The organism is Kitasatospora sp. NPDC023118 (assembly GCF_055560875.1).
Genome location: NZ_JBVHHW010000037.1, coordinates 17,985 through 34,828, shown reverse-complemented (window position 1 = coordinate 34,828; position 16,844 = coordinate 17,985). Strand labels below are relative to the sequence as shown.

General features: G+C 70.1%; 30 protein-coding genes. 24 read left to right on the top strand and 6 right to left on the bottom strand.

The features are described 5' to 3' along the window. Nucleotides 1-183: 183 nt before the first annotated feature. The 4 genes from ACZ3UD_RS32985 to ACZ3UD_RS32970 form a co-directional block, all read right to left on the bottom strand. Entirely contained in the window at nt 184-363 is a 180-nt protein-coding gene (locus ACZ3UD_RS32985) for a hypothetical protein (protein ID WP_465596114.1), read from the bottom strand. Then, the gene (locus ACZ3UD_RS32980; protein WP_465596111.1) at nt 363-563 is read right to left on the bottom strand and encodes a hypothetical protein; all 201 of its coding nucleotides are present in this window, start codon (nt 561-563) and stop codon (nt 363-365) included. Before ACZ3UD_RS32980 ends, ACZ3UD_RS32985 begins: the two co-directional genes overlap by 1 nt. Continuing rightward, the gene (locus tag ACZ3UD_RS32975) at nt 560-772 is read right to left on the bottom strand and encodes a hypothetical protein (protein ID WP_465596107.1); all 213 of its coding nucleotides are present in this window, start codon (nt 770-772) and stop codon (nt 560-562) included. The genes ACZ3UD_RS32980 and ACZ3UD_RS32975 overlap by 4 nt, the downstream gene beginning before the upstream one ends. Before the next feature lie 102 nt (nt 773-874). Then, nucleotides 875-1,114: a helix-turn-helix domain-containing protein gene (locus ACZ3UD_RS32970; protein WP_465596104.1), complete on the bottom strand. Its 240-nt coding sequence runs from the start codon at nt 1,112-1,114 to the stop codon at nt 875-877. Nucleotides 1,115-1,245: 131 nt separating this feature from the next. Here ACZ3UD_RS32970 and ACZ3UD_RS32965 point away from each other — a divergent pair, with 131 nt between their 5' ends. The 3 genes from ACZ3UD_RS32965 (at nt 1,246) to ACZ3UD_RS32955 (ending at nt 2,928) form a co-directional block, all read left to right on the top strand. Next, the gene (locus ACZ3UD_RS32965; RefSeq protein ID WP_465596101.1) at nt 1,246-1,875 is read left to right on the top strand and encodes a hypothetical protein; all 630 of its coding nucleotides are present in this window, start codon (nt 1,246-1,248) and stop codon (nt 1,873-1,875) included. A 395-nt stretch (nt 1,876-2,270) separates the two neighbouring features. Then, nucleotides 2,271-2,555, top strand: a complete 285-nt coding sequence (locus tag ACZ3UD_RS32960; RefSeq protein WP_465596098.1) for a hypothetical protein — start codon at nt 2,271-2,273, stop codon at nt 2,553-2,555. A 127-nt stretch (nt 2,556-2,682) separates the two neighbouring features. Next, on the top strand, nt 2,683-2,928 hold the full coding sequence (locus ACZ3UD_RS32955; RefSeq protein ID WP_465596095.1) for a hypothetical protein: 246 nt from the start codon (nt 2,683-2,685) through the stop codon (nt 2,926-2,928). A gap of 57 nt (nt 2,929-2,985) precedes the next feature. Here the strand turns inward: ACZ3UD_RS32955 and ACZ3UD_RS32950 are convergent, their stop codons facing one another. Both ACZ3UD_RS32950 and ACZ3UD_RS32945 read right to left on the bottom strand, forming a co-directional pair. After that, the gene (locus ACZ3UD_RS32950; protein WP_465596092.1) at nt 2,986-3,132 is read right to left on the bottom strand and encodes a hypothetical protein; all 147 of its coding nucleotides are present in this window, start codon (nt 3,130-3,132) and stop codon (nt 2,986-2,988) included. A gap of 451 nt (nt 3,133-3,583) precedes the next feature. After that, complete coding sequence (locus ACZ3UD_RS32945) at nt 3,584-3,889, bottom strand: helix-turn-helix domain-containing protein (protein WP_465596089.1); 306 nt, start codon at nt 3,887-3,889, stop codon at nt 3,584-3,586. 168 nt (nt 3,890-4,057) lie between these two features. Here ACZ3UD_RS32945 and ACZ3UD_RS32940 point away from each other — a divergent pair, with 168 nt between their 5' ends. The 21 genes from ACZ3UD_RS32940 (at nt 4,058) to ACZ3UD_RS32840 (ending at nt 16,837) form a co-directional block, all read left to right on the top strand. Then, nucleotides 4,058-4,210 carry a hypothetical protein gene (locus ACZ3UD_RS32940; protein WP_465596086.1) on the top strand — a complete coding sequence of 51 codons (153 nt, stop codon included), beginning with the start codon at nt 4,058-4,060 and terminating at the stop codon, nt 4,208-4,210. After that, nucleotides 4,207-4,386 (top strand): hypothetical protein, encoded by a 180-nt coding sequence (locus ACZ3UD_RS32935; RefSeq protein ID WP_465596083.1) that lies wholly within the window; start codon nt 4,207-4,209, stop codon nt 4,384-4,386. Before ACZ3UD_RS32940 ends, ACZ3UD_RS32935 begins: the two co-directional genes overlap by 4 nt. Beyond that, nucleotides 4,383-4,547, top strand: coding sequence for a hypothetical protein (locus ACZ3UD_RS32930; RefSeq protein ID WP_465596080.1), 165 nt, complete (start codon nt 4,383-4,385; stop codon nt 4,545-4,547). The genes ACZ3UD_RS32935 and ACZ3UD_RS32930 overlap by 4 nt, the downstream gene beginning before the upstream one ends. 80 nt (nt 4,548-4,627) lie before the next feature. Next, entirely contained in the window at nt 4,628-5,707 is a 1,080-nt protein-coding gene (locus tag ACZ3UD_RS32925) for a hypothetical protein (protein WP_465596077.1), read from the top strand. Nucleotides 5,708-5,791: 84 nt separating this feature from the next. Further along, the gene (locus ACZ3UD_RS32920) at nt 5,792-5,983 is read left to right on the top strand and encodes a hypothetical protein (RefSeq protein ID WP_465596074.1); all 192 of its coding nucleotides are present in this window, start codon (nt 5,792-5,794) and stop codon (nt 5,981-5,983) included. Between the two features lie 135 nt (nt 5,984-6,118). Then, nucleotides 6,119-6,853: a hypothetical protein gene (locus ACZ3UD_RS32915; protein ID WP_465596071.1), complete on the top strand. Its 735-nt coding sequence runs from the start codon at nt 6,119-6,121 to the stop codon at nt 6,851-6,853. A gap of 20 nt (nt 6,854-6,873) precedes the next feature. Beyond that, nucleotides 6,874-7,296 carry a hypothetical protein gene (locus tag ACZ3UD_RS32910; RefSeq protein WP_465596068.1) on the top strand — a complete coding sequence of 141 codons (423 nt, stop codon included), beginning with the start codon at nt 6,874-6,876 and terminating at the stop codon, nt 7,294-7,296. Continuing rightward, complete coding sequence (locus tag ACZ3UD_RS32905; protein ID WP_465596065.1) at nt 7,296-8,027, top strand: hypothetical protein; 732 nt, start codon at nt 7,296-7,298, stop codon at nt 8,025-8,027. Before ACZ3UD_RS32910 ends, ACZ3UD_RS32905 begins: the two co-directional genes overlap by 1 nt. 144 nt (nt 8,028-8,171) lie before the next feature. Beyond that, nucleotides 8,172-8,348 carry a hypothetical protein gene (locus ACZ3UD_RS32900; protein ID WP_465596062.1) on the top strand — a complete coding sequence of 59 codons (177 nt, stop codon included), beginning with the start codon at nt 8,172-8,174 and terminating at the stop codon, nt 8,346-8,348. Next, on the top strand, nt 8,348-8,515 hold the full coding sequence (locus tag ACZ3UD_RS32895) for a hypothetical protein (RefSeq protein ID WP_465596059.1): 168 nt from the start codon (nt 8,348-8,350) through the stop codon (nt 8,513-8,515). The genes ACZ3UD_RS32900 and ACZ3UD_RS32895 overlap by 1 nt, the downstream gene beginning before the upstream one ends. Nucleotides 8,516-8,603: 88 nt before the next feature. Continuing rightward, complete coding sequence (locus tag ACZ3UD_RS32890; protein WP_465596056.1) at nt 8,604-8,753, top strand: hypothetical protein; 150 nt, start codon at nt 8,604-8,606, stop codon at nt 8,751-8,753. 56 nt (nt 8,754-8,809) lie between these two features. Further along, a complete protein-coding gene (locus tag ACZ3UD_RS32885; RefSeq protein ID WP_465596053.1) occupies nt 8,810-9,589 on the top strand; it encodes a GIY-YIG nuclease family protein in 780 nt (259 codons plus the stop codon). Nucleotides 9,590-9,681: 92 nt separating this feature from the next. Next, nucleotides 9,682-10,386 (top strand): hypothetical protein, encoded by a 705-nt coding sequence (locus ACZ3UD_RS32880; RefSeq protein WP_465596050.1) that lies wholly within the window; start codon nt 9,682-9,684, stop codon nt 10,384-10,386. A 106-nt stretch (nt 10,387-10,492) separates the two neighbouring features. Beyond that, on the top strand, nt 10,493-10,705 hold the full coding sequence (locus tag ACZ3UD_RS32875) for a MerR family transcriptional regulator (protein ID WP_465596047.1): 213 nt from the start codon (nt 10,493-10,495) through the stop codon (nt 10,703-10,705). A 142-nt stretch (nt 10,706-10,847) separates the two neighbouring features. Next, a complete protein-coding gene (locus ACZ3UD_RS32870) occupies nt 10,848-11,033 on the top strand; it encodes a hypothetical protein (RefSeq protein WP_465596044.1) in 186 nt (61 codons plus the stop codon). After that, complete coding sequence (locus ACZ3UD_RS32865) at nt 11,030-11,236, top strand: hypothetical protein (RefSeq protein WP_465596041.1); 207 nt, start codon at nt 11,030-11,032, stop codon at nt 11,234-11,236. Before ACZ3UD_RS32870 ends, ACZ3UD_RS32865 begins: the two co-directional genes overlap by 4 nt. Nucleotides 11,237-11,268: 32 nt before the next feature. Then, nucleotides 11,269-11,574, top strand: coding sequence for a hypothetical protein (locus ACZ3UD_RS32860; RefSeq protein ID WP_465596038.1), 306 nt, complete (start codon nt 11,269-11,271; stop codon nt 11,572-11,574). 2 nt (nt 11,575-11,576) lie between these two features. After that, a complete protein-coding gene (locus ACZ3UD_RS32855; protein WP_465596036.1) occupies nt 11,577-12,146 on the top strand; it encodes a hypothetical protein in 570 nt (189 codons plus the stop codon). An 18-nt stretch (nt 12,147-12,164) separates the two neighbouring features. Further along, nucleotides 12,165-13,763, top strand: a complete 1,599-nt coding sequence (locus ACZ3UD_RS32850) for a hypothetical protein (protein ID WP_465596033.1) — start codon at nt 12,165-12,167, stop codon at nt 13,761-13,763. 18 nt (nt 13,764-13,781) lie between these two features. Beyond that, nucleotides 13,782-16,121: a phage portal protein gene (locus tag ACZ3UD_RS32845; protein ID WP_465596030.1), complete on the top strand. Its 2,340-nt coding sequence runs from the start codon at nt 13,782-13,784 to the stop codon at nt 16,119-16,121. A 311-nt stretch (nt 16,122-16,432) separates the two neighbouring features. Then, nucleotides 16,433-16,837, top strand: a complete 405-nt coding sequence (locus ACZ3UD_RS32840) for a phage minor head protein (RefSeq protein WP_465596027.1) — start codon at nt 16,433-16,435, stop codon at nt 16,835-16,837. Nucleotides 16,838-16,844: the final 7 nt, after the last annotated feature.

Sequence of the window (16,844 nt, the reverse complement as noted above, 5' to 3'; positions counted from 1 at the left end):
AAGCCACAGTCCCACTGCGGGCAGCGCTCACCCGCAACTCGTAGGACTCAAGCGGCCGCGGCTCACTGTCCCGCCTCGGCACAGGGACCGAAGCCGGCGCCGAGGTCTCCAGCAGCGGCAGATAACGCACCGGCGGCGTCTCTACCGGGGGCTGCTTGCCGAGGAGACGGAGGAGACGATCCTTCACTGCTCCCCCTCCCGGCCCTGCCCGGAGGGCGGCTGAGCGGTCACGGTGTGGTAGCCGGTCTGCGGCTCGTAGCGGGTCTCGACGTTCACGAAGCCGAGCGTGCGGGCGTTCTCAGCAAGCGCGACGGTACGGGCCACAGCCCCCGGCTGGTCCTTGTGAAGAGACTGGAGCTCCATCACGCCCACTCCCCCACCGTGTTGCCGCCCACCGGACGCCGAAGCCGCGCCTCGAACAGACGCCGGCCGTGCTCGTCACCGACACGCCTCGCCCAGGCGATCAGGCGCAGAAACTGGGCTCGGGAACGGGCAGGAGTGGGGCGGTACAGCGCGAGGTTGATCCCGGCGGTCTCGGTCGGCCGGGCGACAAGGGCGCTCATCGGGCCGCCTCCGGGGTGACGTCGAACAGCGGACCGAACAGGGCGGTCATGATCGCCCAGGCGCCAGCGCGAGTGATCTGCGCCGGAGAGTAGGCACCGAAGATGCCCTCGTGGATGGGGAGGAAGCGCACGGGGTTCGGCGCGTCGTCGGGGAGGATGCCGGCGAGCGCGGCCGGGGTACCGGTGCACTTCTCAAGAAGAGCTGCCATGATGGTGCCGTTCCTTTCTGCACCCAGGTTTCCTAGGCCTGTGCGGGTGCGGATGAGGTTTGGGGCTCGGTGTTGACGCACCGGGCCCTTTGCCGTTTTCGGTTAGGCCACAGCCTGTTCGAGCACTTGAAGAGCTTCGATGTAGCGGCGAAGGCGGTCGCCCTTTGGCTGGCGGATCCCTCGCTCCCAGTGGCCGATGGCGGCTTCGGTGACGCCCACCGCTTCGGCGAGCTCGCGCTGGGAGAGTCCGTGGCGGCGACGCAGTTCGGCGCGCCGCGCGGGCGGCGGCAGGGCGGCATGGACGCGCATGCGTGCACGCAGCCGGTCGGCTGTCGTTTCCATATTCGCAATGGTAGGCGTACAGCATCACTACAGTCAATGGCGTGCGCCGACCGCATCATTAATGCCCTGAGGTCATCCGCGCAGGTCAGCGCCAGTTGACGTCAAACTTGCACCGGTGTCAGATTGCCCAGGTGAACCCCACCGCTGCGCACCCCACCGGAAATAGCGACCAGGCGATCGGAGACTTCCAGGTCGTCCGCGTCACCGACCCCGCGCAGCTTGAAGCCGGCCACGTCGCACTCGTCCAGGAACACCAGCGCGACGGATGGAGCTGGGCCGCAACAGTCACTCGCGGCCCTAACGGCCTCGCCGTCTCCCATCTTGAAATCCAGCCCGACAACCCAGGCGCCACCATCACATCCAAGATGCTGCGCAGCATCCCCCTCGGCGCGATCACATCCGCGGTCCAAGCCTGGCTCGAAGCGTCGGAGATCCCAGAGCTCAGACCCTCACTCGGCTACGAGTCCGCACAGTTCACCCGCGGGTCGCGACCGGAAACTGCCCGACCGGGACGCGCACCACTGACCGATACCCTGCTGCGCGACGTCGCCGAGGGCTACCTCAAGGAGACTGGGTCAGGCAAGCCGCGCGGGGCGATCAAGCGGCTGGCCGAGCGGTTCGACAAGCCAGAACCGACCGTGTCGCGCTGGGTAGTGCGAGCCCGCCGGGAGGGGTGGCTCGGCCCCGCCGCACCGGGACGTGAGGGCGCAGAGCCGGGGCCGCGCTTGCTGGAGGCGCGCGAAGCAGGCGAGCAGGCCTAGCAGACGGGTCGAAGCAGGTGATCGACGTCCCGGGCCTGCCGACCATCTACCAACGTACGAGATTTCGTAGGTGCTTGGCAGTATGGAGGGCGCGCCAGCGCAACCAGGCGCTGCGGCGACCGAGGGACACCGGACCCGCAGGCTGGCGCAATCCTGGCAGTCGGGTGACGATGGTCAACCGCTCGCCGCTGCGCCCTGGCTGGCACCTCAGACTTGGTGACGTACAGGTTTTCCCTCGTCCACGCGTGGGGGTGAGCCGAGGTCGCGAGATTCGCGCACCTGCCACGAAGTGAACGGCTGAAGCGCTACGGTGGCTTGGCGCCAGCGTTCTGCCGCGCTGGCACAGTCGAACGAGCCACCCTGCCAAGGACCCCGACTCCCCGGGAGTAGTTGTAATGAGCGACCAGCTGTGGACCATCGAGCGCATCAGTGACGCGCTGGGGTCCCCTGACCTGACCCAGCGGTTCCTCGGGGAGATCAACAAGGCGCCGGCTGCGCAGCTGCTTCCAGTGTTCGCGAAGTGGCAGGGGATCGCCGAGTCCACGATTGCGGGCGTCGAACGTGCGCGCGAAATTGCCGCTGCCGCGGCTTCCGGCGAGCCCACCCCCGGAGAGTGGGAGGACGTAACGGAGCAGGTCAGGGCCGACGCAGAGAAGCTCCGGGCGCGCAGCGCCGCGTGACTCACTGTTTCCCGCACATCGACGCTGGGTGTTCACTAGGCTGACCGCGACAACCCCGTGACCGGGCTGCCCAACGGCCCGGAGGAGCCCCTATGGGCCCCGTCAGCGTAGGACAGGATCACGAACCATGATCTACCGCCTCCATCAGGACCGCACCGTTCGTGCAGTGCGTGCCAGTCTGCCCCAGGCGGCCGCCGACGAGCTGACGCTGGCCCTGGACGACATCCTGCCAGACCCCAAGGCGGGGACTCAGCCGTACGGGATCGACGACGGTGTTACCCGGATGCTGGTCTTGTCTCGTTCGATCGCCGTGCTGCTGATCAACGAGGAGACCAGCGTCATCACCCTGGTGAGCATCACGCACATGGGCTGACCCCGAACGCACAGCTGCGCCCCACTCCGGATCTCCGGGTGGGGCGCAGCTGCGTTCTCAGCGCACGTGGTTGACGAACGCCCTGGATTTGTCGTGCAGGTCGACGGTGGTGCCGCGGCCGACAACCAGCGGGGTCGGCCGCGCCGAGTAGACGTCGACCGCGGCGGTCTCGCCCGGGTCCGCGGCCAGTAGGAGCGGCGACAAGTCCGCGCTCGACCGCGGCCAGGTCGTTCACCTCTGCCGGCATCGCAAGCCCGACCGGCTTCTCCCCCAGGGACGGCTCCGGGTCGGAGCGATCGCCCCACTGCTCGCCGAGCGTGCTCACCACGACGATCTGCCAGCGGGTCGTCCGGCCGCTGGCCTCGACGACGACACCGTACGGAGGCCGGCAGCTGCCAGCGTCGCCGAAGGTCTTCGCCGCGGCGCCAGGCAGACTGGCGGCGGCATCGAGGAGGAGCCACTGGAAGCGGGCAGAGCGCATGAACGTGCCTCCTGGGGCGGGAAGTCCACCACAACGCTCAGGACCTGCGCGGTCATCCACTCCGCCTACATCCGCCGCATGGATGCGGCACTGATACGCGGCGAATGCGCCGCAGGTCAACGGCATAACAACGGCCCCACCCAGTTGGGCGGGGCCGTGATAAGTGGCGATGCGTCAGGCCGGCTGCGGAGGCTCTGCAGTCGTCTTCTTTGGCCGAGCCGTGCCCGATCCGGTATAGCCACGGAACACGTCCTGCACGGTGCTCAGCCTGATGCCCAGCCGGTCGGCGATGGCCCGATAGGAGTGGCCCTCGCCGTGCAGACGCTCGATCAGCTCCTTGCGCTCTTGTGCCCATGCCCGGTTGCGCTTCACCTGGTCGGCCATGATCTGGCTTTTAGCCCGGACTCGCTCTTCCAGGTCTTCGATTCTCTCGACCGCATCGAGGGCGTTGGTCACCTGCCGCACCTCCTCGTCGCCCATTTCGGCCCCTTCTCGTAGCGGCCGCTTGCCTTAACTGTAGGGGACCCCTACAGTGGGAGCAATGCGGCACTCATCAGTGCTTGCAACACAAAGGCCCCGGCCGGCGCTTGCGACGCCACATGGCCGGGGCCAGTCCCACCCTCCACCGCTAAGCACGAGGACAGGACCATGCCCGATCGTAGTGTCACCACCCCGCCCAACGACACCACCCCGCCGCTGCCGGCCCGCGACACCAGCACCAGCTCGTACCCGGGCTCCAGCCACTACAGGCAGCCCGCCGCCACCACCCGCGCGCCGCAGCCCAGCGGAGGCACCCGGTGAACGAGCCTGTCGACCTCGCCCAGCTCTCCGCCGAACTCAAGGCCGAGACCGCGAATCTCCGCGAGCCCGAGCCCTCCGAACCCACCACATTCATCGGCGCGCCCAGCATCGGCCTCGACTGGGCCGACCCGGCTTCGAGGCCCGCGGCGTGGCGCGCCTTCGGGGAAGACGCGTGACCCCCTGCACCGACCTCGTCCCCTGCACCACCTGCCCCGACGAGGTCCCCCACCGCGACATCCGCGAACACGCCGGCCGCCCGTATTGCCTCGACTGCCTCGACGACGTCCAGCAGCAGCACGACAAGGCCACCACCCGGCGGCTCGCCTACGCCGCGTAACCCCTCCCCGAACCGGCCGGGCCCGCCCTCAGCACGGGCCCGGCCACCCCGCCACGCCCGAATCCCCGGAGCACCCAGCCATGACCACCGCCACCCCGCCCGACGACACCGCCGACCCCATCGGCTGGACCGCAGCCATGAACCTCGTCCGCACCGCCGCCGCCCTCATGGCCGCCTGGTCCCTCTACGTCGTCGCCCGCCACTACGACGTCCCCACCCTCCTCGCCATCGCCGCCGGCCTCGTCTACGACGGCGTCGCCTACGTCTGCCTCAAACTCGCCACCGACGCCGTCCGCGACGACCGCTCCGCCGCCGCCCCCATCCTCGCCACCCTCGGCATGGCCGGCCTGTCCGTCTACCTCAACCTCGTCCACGCCCGCTTCACCGGAGGCGGTCGGCCCGCCGAGGTCCTGTACGCATCCCCGGCTGTCGCCTTCCTCCTCGTCTCCGCCCTCTCCTGGGCGGCCGAACGAGCCGCCTGCCGTGGCACCCGAGGCGAGACCCCCATGCGCATGCCGGCCTACGGCTTCCTCGGCTGGGCCCTCGCCGGCGGCAAGGCCTACCGGGCCCTCAAGAAGCAAGCGGTCGCCCACGTGACCAGCGGCGCATCCGTGCCGCATCCGCCCGCATCCGCCGTCGAACGCAAGGACCACCGCGCACTACTGCGCGACAAGTTCAGCAAGATGGACCCCGCCGACGCCGTCGAGATCGCCGCCGCCTCCCACCCCGACATGAACCACGCCGAGCTCGCCGAGATGCTCGCCACCTACGGCATCACCGTCTCCACCCTCGACGTCGCACTCATCCTCAGCGAAGCCGCCGTCCCCACCATCACCCTCAACCGCGTCCCCAAGCCCCCGGCAGCGCCCGCGCCCGCCATCGGCGCCCAGATGCGCCCGAATGCGGTACCGAATGCTCCGCAGCTCGAAGGCCTGAACAAGGCCGCCGCGATCATGGAGATGGCCCGGCACCTCGGCGGCCTCGACACCCCCGCCGACGCCATCGCCACCGCCCTCGCCCAGCACGGCCGCCCCACCGACACCGCCTACATCCGGCACCGCCTCTCCAAGGCCAAGAAGAAGGCCGCCGAGGCCACCGCCCAGACCGAGCAGCAGCGCGCCGAGTACGAGCGCCGCCACGGCAACGGCGGCTACGCCTGAAGGACACCCCCGCGCGTACGGGCCCCGCCACGCCGGCCCACGCCCACAACGCCACCAACCAACCCTCCACACCAGGAGATAGCCATGGGCCTCTGGTCCAAGCTCACCGGCGACCAGACCGCCAACACCACCCCGACCGGCCAGCAACGCCGCGCCGAGGCAGTCCGCAAGGCGTCCCGCGACGGCGAGCAGGCGTTCACCCGCCGCGAGCAGGCCCGCGACCGCGCCGCCTACGGCCAGGCCCCCGCCCCGCGCGTCTGGTGGCGCTCTTCCTGACCCGCTGTCCGGGCTCGGCTCCGTCCGGGCCCCTTCTCCCTGAACGGAGAGACCAGTGATCGTCTACCTGCTCTGGCTGGCCGACTTCACGCTGGCCGTGTGGGGCGTCAGCATCCTGGCCCGGGGGTGGCACCGGTGACCGTCCCCCCGCCCCCGACCCAGCCGCCGACCATCGGCTCCCCTCCCGGCGCCAAGTGGTGGAGCAAGGGCGGCCCGTGGAGCCAGCCCGCTCCCGAGCCCGAGCCCGTCGACCTCCGCAAGGACGACACCAAGGTCCAGACCGAGGACGCAGCGCAGGACGCGTCCGCTCCATTCGACTGGCAGGCATTCGCCGACCGGATGGGCCACACCATCGGCACGCTGATCAGCGAGACGCCCGAGGAGCGCGAAGCCCGCGTACACGCCGAACGCGAGGAACAGTACAAAGCTGCGGGGGAGACCGAGGACCAGCGGAAGGCGCGCCACCGAGCCGAGGCCCGAGCCCAGCGCCGCAAGGCCCAGCGCGCCGCATCGCGGCTGTGGAAGGCCGACCCCGGCGAGCGCGCCCGCCGCTTCCGCCACTGGTGCACCCTCACCGCCCTGTCTGCCAGCGTCGGCTACGGCGTGGGCCTGGTCCAGTGGGTCAGCAGCCTCCCGCCCCTGGTCGCCGGACTATTCGCGCTGCCCGCCGCGTACTGGCTCGACCTTCGCCTGCGCGGCGGTTGGAACAACGCTATCCACATCACCGACCTGCGCGGCTGGCGCAACTGGCGCCGGATCAGCGGCGTGCTGATCGCCCGCGTGCCCATCTCCTCTGTGCTCGCCTCACTCCTCCACCTGGACCGGCTGCTCGCCGCCAGCGGCCACGTGTTCCACCTCATCCACCACTGACACCAAGGGAGTTCACCATCATGTCCGAGCTGTTCGGCGCATTCGGGTCCGGCGGCGTGTGCCTGGCCATCGCGGTGTGGGTGATCATCGGCCACCGGGGCAAGGGCAAGCTCGCCGAGAAGCACGAGGACAGCCACACCGCGTGGTGGATGATCCTTTTCGGGATCTTTGCCGCCGGGGCCGGCCAGGCGTTCAGTGCGCCCGGCAAGGTCGGCGACGCCATCACCCACGCCTTCACCTCCCAGTCCGCCGCGTTCGGCTCCGTCGGCGTGGGCGCGGTCGCTCTGATCCTGACCCTGATCCTCTTCGGCACCAAGCCCCGGCCGATCCTGGACAGCATCCTCGGGCCCACCCTGCCGAGCGTGTACGCCGCGGCCGGTGGGCTGTGGGCGCTGCCCCTCGCCGTGATCGGCTCCGTGCTCAAGTCCCTGTTCGGTGCCTGATGAAGCGCTACCTCGAAGGGGTCTCGCTGGCCGCGTTCGCCCGGGGCAACCGGCGTATGCTGGCCCCGCTCAAGGCCCGGCACGCCGACGCCAAGGCAGGCCACACCGAAGCCCTAGCGGCATGGAAGGAGCGCCGCGCCAAAGCCCGCGAGATCAAGAACCCGGAAGAGCGGGCGGCAGCGCTCGAAGCGCTCAAGGGTGAGCGGCCCACCCACCCCGTCCTGGTCGCCACCGGATGCGCCGTGGTCGCCGCCGTCGTCGTGTGGCCAATGCTCCACGGACACCACGCCGCCCTGCTTGCAGGGGCAGCAACCCTCTGGGTGCTGGCTGCCCTGATCATCGGCCAGGACAACGCGAACACGCCCGGCACAGCCACCACCGACCGGAAGGCCGGCGCCGAGGAGTCCATCCCGGACGACGGCGAATGGATCCAGGAAGCCCCCGCCCAGAACGTGCTGTGGGCCCTCATCCGGCACACCGCCAGCCTCACCAAACAGGGCACCGCCGCCCACCTCCAAGCCATCCTCGACGAGGGCCAGAAGCGGGGCGAGTTCGACGGCTGGACCGTCACGGACCTCGGCGACGAACTGGCCGCCCTCGGGGTCCGCGTAGTCGAGGGCAAGAAGCTCACCGTCGACGGCAAGGACCGCAACCGGAAAGCCGTCCTCCTGACCGACCTCCCCGAGGCCGACCCCGCGCCCGTCCCGGCCATCGTCCACAGCGCCGCGTGAACGGGCTCCCCACAGCCACCCGCGGCCCACCCCCGAGCCAGCCAGTAGGCGGTAGGAACCGCAGGTCAGAGCCCCTCCTACCGCATCCCTACCAGCCCCCTACCGGGCCTCCCTACCCGACGACCTACCAACACCGGAGAAACCATGACCAAGACCGAAGCCATCGCCAATGCGGCCCGCGAGGTCATTGCCCACGGCGGACCCGCCTGCCTCACCGACCCCCACATCGCGCTCCGCGCCATGGACGACGCGCTCGCCCTCGGCGCCACCGAGGACGACATCAAGGCCGAGATGCGCCGCCAGCGCGAGGAGAACGCGTGATGACCATCGACCAGCAGCTCGCTGCCGCCGAGGCCAGGCTCACGGAGCTGCAGCAGCGTTTCATCGAGTGCGCCTTCGAGGCGGATGAGCGACGCCGTCTCGTCGACCAGATCTACGAAACGCGCCGCGAGATCACCCGGCGGTACGGCCTCTTGCCGGCCGCCTGACCTCGCCCCGGGGCGGCCGCCACGCCTGCCAGCAAGCCGGCCGCCCCGGGCCCTCCACCACCCATCACTGAGCAGGGAGACGCCCATCATGGCCCACTGGCTGACGGGACTGAACACCCGCAAGTCGATCTCAGACCCGATCCAGGCGTGGAAGGCCCGCGGTTGGGTAGTGGAGGTCGGCATCACCGAAGACCGCTCGAAGCTGTTCGCAATAGCTGGCCACGCCAACGCTGCCTGACCGAGGAGAACATGAACCTGATGCGATGCGCAGGCCGCGACGAGCAAGGACCCTGCATGGACATCGGCGAGGATCTCGGGGCAATATTTCTTTGTCGGCGTCACTCACTCGTCGTCGCGGCCGCGTTGCTGCCGAGACTCATGAAGGACACGACCCGACACCTGCTGCTCTCGGCAGCCGAGGAAGCTAGCGCGCAGACGCAAGCCGCCGAGCTAATCGAGCAGGCCGAGTCGCTGCTACCCGAAACGCTGATGGACGGCCGCCATGCCCCGGTGACGTACTTCATCACCAACGGCTCGCGAGTAAAGATCGGCCTTACCTCGTCGCTTCGATCCCGGGTGGCTGCGCTGTCCCTTCGGCCTCAAGACGTCGCTTGCGTCCTGGCTGGCGGCCGAGACCTGGAGCGTGCACTCCACCGACACTTCTACGAGTGCCGAGTAGGCGCAACGGAATGGTTCGAGCCCGGCGAAGCGATGACGGCGTACATGCACCGAAAGATCGCCGCAGCCGCACCCCCGATTCCAGTCACGCCCGCCAGACGCCTCGAAGAGCCAGCACCTCCGGCTCCACAGCCGAGCGTCCCGACCCGGCCGCTCACCTACTACCCGGACGGGCAACCGGTCGCCTTGAACGAATGGCCCAACCTGTACAAGGTGTTCTGCCAGCTCTGCGAGGACCAGGGCTTCGCCACGAAGCAAGACCTCGTTGATCACGGGCAGTTCGGCTCCCGAGACACGATTCGGCGGGCGCTGGAGACCTGGGGGGAACACGGAGTCCTGTCCGAGAAGGCCGGGAAGGTCGAGCGGTTCTACCTGCCGCCGGCCGACGAGCAGTAGACCGGCGCCCCACCTGCACCTGCTGTAGGTGGGGCTTCGTCATGATCGGTGCCACACTTGGTTGATCACCCCGCCGCCCCGGGAGGACCAGCATGCACACGACCCCCACCCCGTGCCCCGGACCGTGTAACCGCGCCTGGCGCGACGCCGAACACACCGGCCTCCCCCACGACTACACCCCCACCTGGGGTCAGAGCGTCCACTGCCAGACCTGCCAGGACCGCACCCGGGCCGACCTCATCGAGCTTCCCGAACTCCTCACCGCCATACAGATGGAGGCGGTCCACGGCACCGCCCGGCCGGCGGACGTCATCACCAGCCGGCCCGCCGGTGTCGCGCCCTGGCCCGGCCAGGCGTCGCGGCTCCTCGTCGACCACATCCTCGGTGGCTTGACCGAGATCGAGGACGACGTTCGCGAACTGCGCGGCCTCGCCCCGCGCCCGGCCGCCGTTCGGGAGGGCGCCACCATCATGGCCACCGTGGACTTCCTCACAGTCCATCTCGACTGGATCCTCGAACACCACCCCGCGGCCGGCGAGACCCATGAGCAGGGCAGCGGCAATCCCGCCTCCCAGATCCGTGCCTTCAACCGCACGGCGAAGCGGTTCACCGCCCGCGACAACCGCATGGAGCAGAAGGCGGCCCCGTGCAAGCGCTGCGCCTGGCGGTCCCTGGCTTTCGCTGACGGCGCCGACTATGTCGAATGCCGGAACTGCGGGCTGCTGATGACCCCGTCCGAGTACGAGGACTGGGCTGGCGAGGTCGCCGCGGACACGCCCAACCAGCGCGCAGCTTGACGAATCCGGAATGCATGTAACACTTTTCCCCGTACCCCCATGTCTTCGACCAGGCCCCGGCCGCTTCACGCGGCGCGGGGCCTTCGTCGTTCCCGGAGGAGGCCACGTGATCCACCTCGACGCCGACCTCCGCAGCCTCACCTGGACCACCCAGCAGGCCGCCGAAGCCGCCCGGGTCCCTCCAGGGCGGATCCGGATCTGGGCGCACCGCGGCAAGCTCAGGCCGGTGAACCCCCGTGCCACCAGGCCCCGTTACCGGGCCGCCGAGGTACTGCAGGTCGAAGCCGAGATGCGCACCGCCCGGCCTCAGGCCGCCTGACCCCCTGAACTCCCCGCCGTGTGCCGCGCATAGTGCCGCAGGCCGGCGGGGACGGCCCGCCCTGAGGGCGGCGGGCCCCGGCTCGCGGCCTGGCCCCACCATCCCGCCAGGCCGCGAGCCCCATCAACCGCCGGAGGTGTGCGTGGCCGCTGACGAACTTCCCGCCCCGACTGCCCAGCCCGTCACGTTCGAGACGGCACTCGGCAATGCCGCCAGGTTGCTACGCAGCGCCGAGTTGGAGACCAACCTGCCAGTCATGGAACGTCTGGAGCGGCTCGCGGACTCGTGGATCGCGATCGCACGCACCCTGACGGAGGCTGGTTCGTGACGGCCGACCCGCAGCGTGCCCTGGACGCGCCGTTCACCGTCCCGGACGAGTGGGACCCGATCCCCGGCACCTGCTCACGCTGTAGACGCCCCGCCTGGCTCGGCGAACGGAGCTGGTGGCACGACGGCCCTACCTGTCGGGCGCGTCGCACCGACTACATCACCGCCCCCGTGGCCGCCGAGTTCATCCCAAGCGGCTACTGACCCGCCCCGCCCTCACCACAAGGAGATTCCGCATGTCCATCGCCGACGACTTCCACGCCCTCGCCACCAAGCTCCAGAACGAGGGTCACCACCTCGCCGACGAGGCCCACAGCCTCTGGGCGCGCCTGCGCGGCGACGAGACCGCCCTCGCCACCGAAGTCACCACCGACGCCCGCCACATCGCCGTGACCGCCGGGCCGCTCGTCGCCGAGGTCAAGGCCGACGCCGCCTCCATCAGCGAGGACGTCGCCCAGGAGGTCAAGGCCATGGGCGCCGAAGCCGTCGCCGATGCCAAGGCCGCATCCGCCGCCGTCGAGAAGCCCGCCCCGCAGGCCTGACCGTGGCCGCCGGCAACAAGCCCGTCTGCGGAGCCAAGACCAGGCAGGAGGAATCCGCCGACTTCTGCGGCCTGCGCGCCGGCTGGGGCACCGACCATCCCGGGACCGGAAGATGCCGCCTCCACGGCGGCAACACCCCCGGTCAAAAGGTCAAGGCCGCCCAGGAGATCGCCGAGAGGGAGGTCCGAGCCGTGCTCGCCGAACTCGACGTCCAACCCGTCGACGACCCGCTCACGGCCCTCATGCAGCTCGCCGGCCAGGTCGTCGCATGGCAGACCGCCACCGCCACCCTGGTCAACCGCATCGGCAACGAGATCCGCTACGAGGGCCATGCCGGCGCCGAACAGCTCCGCGCCGAAGTTCAGCTCTACGAACGGGCTATGGACCGGGCGAACACCGTGCTGTCCTCCATCGCCCGGCTCGACATCGAAGCGAGGCTGGCTGCGATCTCTGAGGCCCAAGCCGATCGAGTCCTCGGGGCGATCGACGCCCTTCTTTCCCACCTCGGCATCACCGGCGTCCAGGCTGCGGAGGCCAAGAAGGTCGCGGCGCGGCACCTGCGCTCCGTGTAGGCGGCGAGGAGGTGGCCGGTGCGGGCAGACCCCCTTGCTCTCGCCGCACGGAGGCTCGAAGAGCACGGTGCGCAGCATGCGCGGGTCGACCAGTACGCCGCAGACCCGGCCCTGTGGGCGCGGGAGAAGCTCGGCGAGCATCTCTGGTCGAAGCAGGTCCAGATCGCCTCCTCCGTGAGGGACAACCGGCTGACAGCCGTCCAGAGTTGCCACGGCGTCGGCAAGTCCTTCGTCGCCTCGCGCCTGACCGCATGGTGGCTCGACACCCATCCGGCCGGCGAGGCCCGTGTGGTCACCACCGCCCCGACCGGCGACCAGGTCAAGGCCATTCTGTGGTCTGAGATCAACGCGGCGTTCTCCACCGCCGCCGCACGCGGCACCCCGCTGCCCGGGCGGATCAACGAGACGGACTGGAAGCTCGGCAAGCGGCTCATCGCCTTCGGGCGCAAACCGAGCGACTACAACCCGCACGCGTTCCAGGGCATTCACGCCAAGTACGTCCTGGTCATCCTCGACGAGGCCTGCGGCATCAACAAGCAGTTCTGGACTGCGGCGAACGCCATCGCTACCGGCGAGCACTGCCGGATCCTCGCGATCGGCAACCCCGACGATCCCGGCTCCCAGTTCGCGCGGGTCTGCGCGAACACGGACCGGTGGAACGTCATTCGGATCTCGGCGTTCGACACCCCGAACTTCACCAGCGAGTCTGTGCCGGACGAGCTGCGGCCGATGCTCGTCTCCAGTGCCTACGAAGCGGACATGCGGGCCGAGTTCGGCGAGCAGTCCCCCACCTACATCTCCAAAGTCCTTGGAGAGTTCCCGTCCGATGCGGAGGACGGCGTCGTACGGCTCTCTGCGATCCGCGCCTGCGCGCTCCCCCCGGAGCAGCCGCTCAGGTACACGGACCTCGCGCCGGTCGAACTCGGCGTCGACCTCGGCGCCGGCGGCGATGAAACCGTCATCCGGGAACGCCGCGGTGTTCGCGTCGGCCGCGAGTGGCGCAGCCGCGAAAAGGACCCCACCAAGGTCGTGCACGCGATCGTCGCGGCGATCCGCGATTCGAAAGCCGTGAAGGTGAAGGTCGACTCGATCGGCATCGGCTGGGGCATCGTCGGGACCCTGCGGGAACGCCGGGCCCAAGGTGAACACGACGCGGAGATCATCGGCGTCAATGTCTCCGAGGCGAGCACTGAGCCCGCCAAGTTCGCCCGGCTGCGGTCCCAGATCTGGTGGCAGATCGGACGGCAACTGTCCGAAGACCGCGGCTGGGACCTGTCCGAACTCGACCCCGATGACCGGGAACGGCTCATCTCCCAGCTCACCGCGCCGAAGTACTCGATCGACGCCGCCGGCCGAATCGTCGTGGAGCCGAAAGCCGACACGAAGAAGCGGATCGGCCGCTCACCCGACAACGCGGACGCCCTGCTCCTGGCGTTCTTCGACGGCAACGGCCTGGATGCGCACGCGTGGCTCGCCTACGGGCGCCGCAAGGCCGCGCAGGCCCAGCCGTCCAACGCCGAGACGAAAGACGCCCCGGACCCGGCACCGAAGCCAGACGACCCCACCGCAGCACGCAAACGAGCACGCGACGCCGCGATCCGCCAACAGCGCCAATAACCCCTGACGGGAGGCGGCGTGGGCATCCGGAATCGCATCGCCAAGGCCTTCGCGGCCGGCAATCGGGTGCCCGCACAGATCGAAGCGGCCGAGCAGGCCGCCCAGATGACCTCCCAGACACCGTTCTCGCCCGGCACCCCGCAAATGCCGTTCGACGGCTACTCGCGGCAGCCCCGCAGCCGGGACTTCCAAACCGGCGTCAACATCGCCGCCCGGCCCCGCCTCCACGAACGCGTCTCCTTCCACACCCTGCGCGGGCTGATCGAAGCCTACGACGTCGCGCAGGCCTGCATCTGGCACCGGATCGACTCCATCCGGGCCCTGGACTGGGCCCTCACCCCGGCCCGCGGCTTCCACGGCGACGCCGAAGCGGCCATCGCCAAGGGAATGGCCGTCCTCGCCAAGCCCGACCGGCAGACACCGTTCGCGAACTGGTTGGCCACATGGCTGTACGACGTCCTGGCGTACGACGCGGGCACCCTGTATCGGCTGCGGAACCGCCGCGGTGACGCCATCGGCCTTCGGGTCGTGGACGGCACCACCATCGCCCCGCTGCTCGACTACTGGGGCAACATCCCCGAGCCGCCCGCCGAGGGCTACGTCCAGTACGTGCAGGGCCTCCCCTGGAACTGGCTCACCAGGAACGACCTCATCTACCAGCCGTTCCGGCCGCGCGCCAACAGCCCGTACGGCACCGCCCCGCTGGAGACGGTCCTCCTCAATGCCAACACCGACCTGCGGTTCCAGTCCCACTTCTTGGCGCGGTTCACCGAGGGCAACGTGCCGGAGGCGTTCGCGTCCGCACCGGAGACCTGGACCCCCGACCAGATCGAAGAATGGCAGTCCGTGTGGGACGCCATGATGCTCGGCGACCAGGCCGCCCGGCACCAGATCAAGTGGATGCCCGGCGGCTCCGGCATCACCTGGAGCAACGAGAAGGACTTCTCCGACACCTTCTCCCTGTTCCTGATGCGCAAGACCTGCGCCGCCTACCACGTCGTCCCCACGGACCTCGGGTTCACCGAGACCGCCAACCTGTCCTCCTCCGAGTCACAAGGAGACGTCCAACACCGCGTCGGCGACCTCCCGCTGATCGCCTACATCCAGTCGGTCCTCAGCGGCTTCCTGCAGGACGACCTCGGTCTGCCGATTGCTTTCAGCTTCGACACCGGGCAGGAAAAGGAGGACCGCCTGCAGCTCGCGCAGGCGTGGCAGGTCTACATCGAGACCGGCATGGCCTCCGCCGACGAAGGCCGCGAGGTGCTACTGGGCCTGCCCGCCGACCCGACCCGGCCCACCCCCCGGTTCTTCAGCACCCCCCGCGTCGGCCCGATCCCGCTGCTCGCCATCGACGGCATCGCCGGCAAGGTCGACCCCGAGACGTACGGCCCGGCCAAGGACCAGCCCGTCCTGGACCAGCCGTTCGTGCCCCCGCCCGGAACTGTGCCGGCTCCCGGCAGCACCGACCAGGCAGCGTCGGCCGCCGCCGAGGACGCGTACCAGGCGCAGTACAACGAGCTCGTCCACGCCTCGGACGTGGCCAAAGACGCCGCGGCCGTGCCGGCAACGCCGACCGGCGGCATCACCTCGGCCACCGGCATCACCGGCTACGACCTCGTGGGCGTCGACGACGAGGACGAAGACGAGGACCGCGAGGGGCTGGCCAAGCAGGAGCTGGCGGCCTTCCACCGGTTCGCCCGTGCCCGGCGACGTGACGGTCGCTGGCGGGACTTCACCTTCCAGCACGCCGCACCGTCCCGCGCGCGGCGGCTCAACCAGAGCGGTCGCCTCGCCGTCCGCAAGGCCGCTGGCGAGGTCGCCGTCGCCGGGCTCGCCGTGCAGGCGGCCGACACCGGCCGCGTCCTGATGATCCAGCGCGCTCTCGACCCGGATGACCCTGCGGCCGGCATGTGGGAGTTCCCTGGCGGCCACCTCGAAGGTGCCGAGACGCCGTTGCAGGGTGCCTGGCGTGAATGGGCCGAGGAGACCGGCTGCATCCCTCCTCCGGGAGCGTGCACCGGCTCGTGGACCAGCCCGGACGGGATCTACCAGGGCATTGTGTGGGCCGTCGACTCCGAGGACATGGTTCCGATCGCCGGCGGCCGCGACCAGGTCGACAACCCGGACGACCCCGACGGCGATCACGTCGAGGCGATCGCGTGGTGGGACCCGGCGCTGCTCGCCGGGAACCCCGCAGTGCGGCCGGAGCTGCTGGCCGGCCTTCCCGACGTTCTAGCCGCACTCGGCCTGGACGACCCGGCGGACGTGGCGAAGGCCGGTGATGTGGACCCAAAAGCCCTGACGGCTGGCCGGGCTGGGAGCAGGATGAGCGCACCGCCCGTCACTGGGCGCCGCTGATCGCCGCCGCGCTCGGCACCGCACTCACCGCGACGGCCGCAGCACGGCTCGCCCGCACATTCGGCGCGAGCATTGGCGGTCAGGGAACAGACGAGCAGGCCCTGACCGCAGCCGCCGTCACCTGGCTCAGCGGACAGGACGTCACCGCCGGGCCTGCGCTCGCAGAGGCGCTCACCGGCCTCTACACCGACGCCTACCTCGTCGGCACGGCGTCCGCAGCAGCAGTCACCGGAGGCGAGTCCGCCGTCCTCGACGGCTGGCAGCCCGGCGATCGGGCTGCGGCCCAGACCCGCATTGACGACCACGGCACCGTGCCGGCCCTCGCGGTGCTGACCGCCGGGGCCGCAACCGCTGCAGCAGCACTGGTCGCGTCCCGTATCAAGGATGCGGCCAAGGCCCTCGCCACGGGCGTCGCGGCCGGACATGCGCCGCGCACCACCGGCGCTGCGATGCATGCGGCGATGACCGACCCCGACCGCGCCTACGCGAGCGCCATCACCGAAGCCACCCGTGCCGTCACCGCCGGCGCGGCCGACGGCTACCGGCGCACCGGCGTCGCGCTCGGCCGGTGGCAGACCGAACCCGACGACCACGTCTGCCCGGTGTGCGACACCAACGCCGCCGCCGGCTCTGTCCCGATCGGCCACCCCTACCCCAGCGGGGACTCCGGACCGCCCGCCCACCCCCGGTGCCGATGCGCCGTCCTCCCCGCTTAGGAGGTGC

Coding starts and splice junctions, on each gene's coding strand:
- ACZ3UD_RS32970 (WP_465596104.1), bottom strand. CDS start 1,114: ATGGAAACGACAGCCGACCGGCTGCGTGCACGCATGCGCGTCCATGCC.
- ACZ3UD_RS32885 (WP_465596053.1), top strand. CDS start 8,810: ATGGACATCGGCGAGGATCTCGGGGCAATATTTCTTTGTCGGCGTCAC.
- ACZ3UD_RS32975 (WP_465596107.1), bottom strand. CDS start 772: ATGGCAGCTCTTCTTGAGAAGTGCACCGGTACCCCGGCCGCGCTCGCC.
- ACZ3UD_RS32890 (WP_465596056.1), top strand. CDS start 8,604: ATGGCCCACTGGCTGACGGGACTGAACACCCGCAAGTCGATCTCAGAC.
- ACZ3UD_RS32910 (WP_465596068.1), top strand. CDS start 6,874: ATGTCCGAGCTGTTCGGCGCATTCGGGTCCGGCGGCGTGTGCCTGGCC.
- ACZ3UD_RS32955 (WP_465596095.1), top strand. CDS start 2,683: ATGATCTACCGCCTCCATCAGGACCGCACCGTTCGTGCAGTGCGTGCC.
- ACZ3UD_RS32920 (WP_465596074.1), top strand. CDS start 5,792: ATGGGCCTCTGGTCCAAGCTCACCGGCGACCAGACCGCCAACACCACC.
- ACZ3UD_RS32925 (WP_465596077.1), top strand. CDS start 4,628: ATGACCACCGCCACCCCGCCCGACGACACCGCCGACCCCATCGGCTGG.
- ACZ3UD_RS32880 (WP_465596050.1), top strand. CDS start 9,682: ATGCACACGACCCCCACCCCGTGCCCCGGACCGTGTAACCGCGCCTGG.
- ACZ3UD_RS32960 (WP_465596098.1), top strand. CDS start 2,271: ATGAGCGACCAGCTGTGGACCATCGAGCGCATCAGTGACGCGCTGGGG.
- ACZ3UD_RS32940 (WP_465596086.1), top strand. CDS start 4,058: ATGCCCGATCGTAGTGTCACCACCCCGCCCAACGACACCACCCCGCCG.
- ACZ3UD_RS32860 (WP_465596038.1), top strand. CDS start 11,269: ATGTCCATCGCCGACGACTTCCACGCCCTCGCCACCAAGCTCCAGAAC.
- ACZ3UD_RS32980 (WP_465596111.1), bottom strand. CDS start 563: ATGAGCGCCCTTGTCGCCCGGCCGACCGAGACCGCCGGGATCAACCTC.
- ACZ3UD_RS32905 (WP_465596065.1), top strand. CDS start 7,296: ATGAAGCGCTACCTCGAAGGGGTCTCGCTGGCCGCGTTCGCCCGGGGC.
- ACZ3UD_RS32895 (WP_465596059.1), top strand. CDS start 8,348: ATGACCATCGACCAGCAGCTCGCTGCCGCCGAGGCCAGGCTCACGGAG.
- ACZ3UD_RS32900 (WP_465596062.1), top strand. CDS start 8,172: ATGACCAAGACCGAAGCCATCGCCAATGCGGCCCGCGAGGTCATTGCC.
- ACZ3UD_RS32945 (WP_465596089.1), bottom strand. CDS start 3,889: ATGGGCGACGAGGAGGTGCGGCAGGTGACCAACGCCCTCGATGCGGTC.
- ACZ3UD_RS32985 (WP_465596114.1), bottom strand. CDS start 363: ATGGAGCTCCAGTCTCTTCACAAGGACCAGCCGGGGGCTGTGGCCCGT.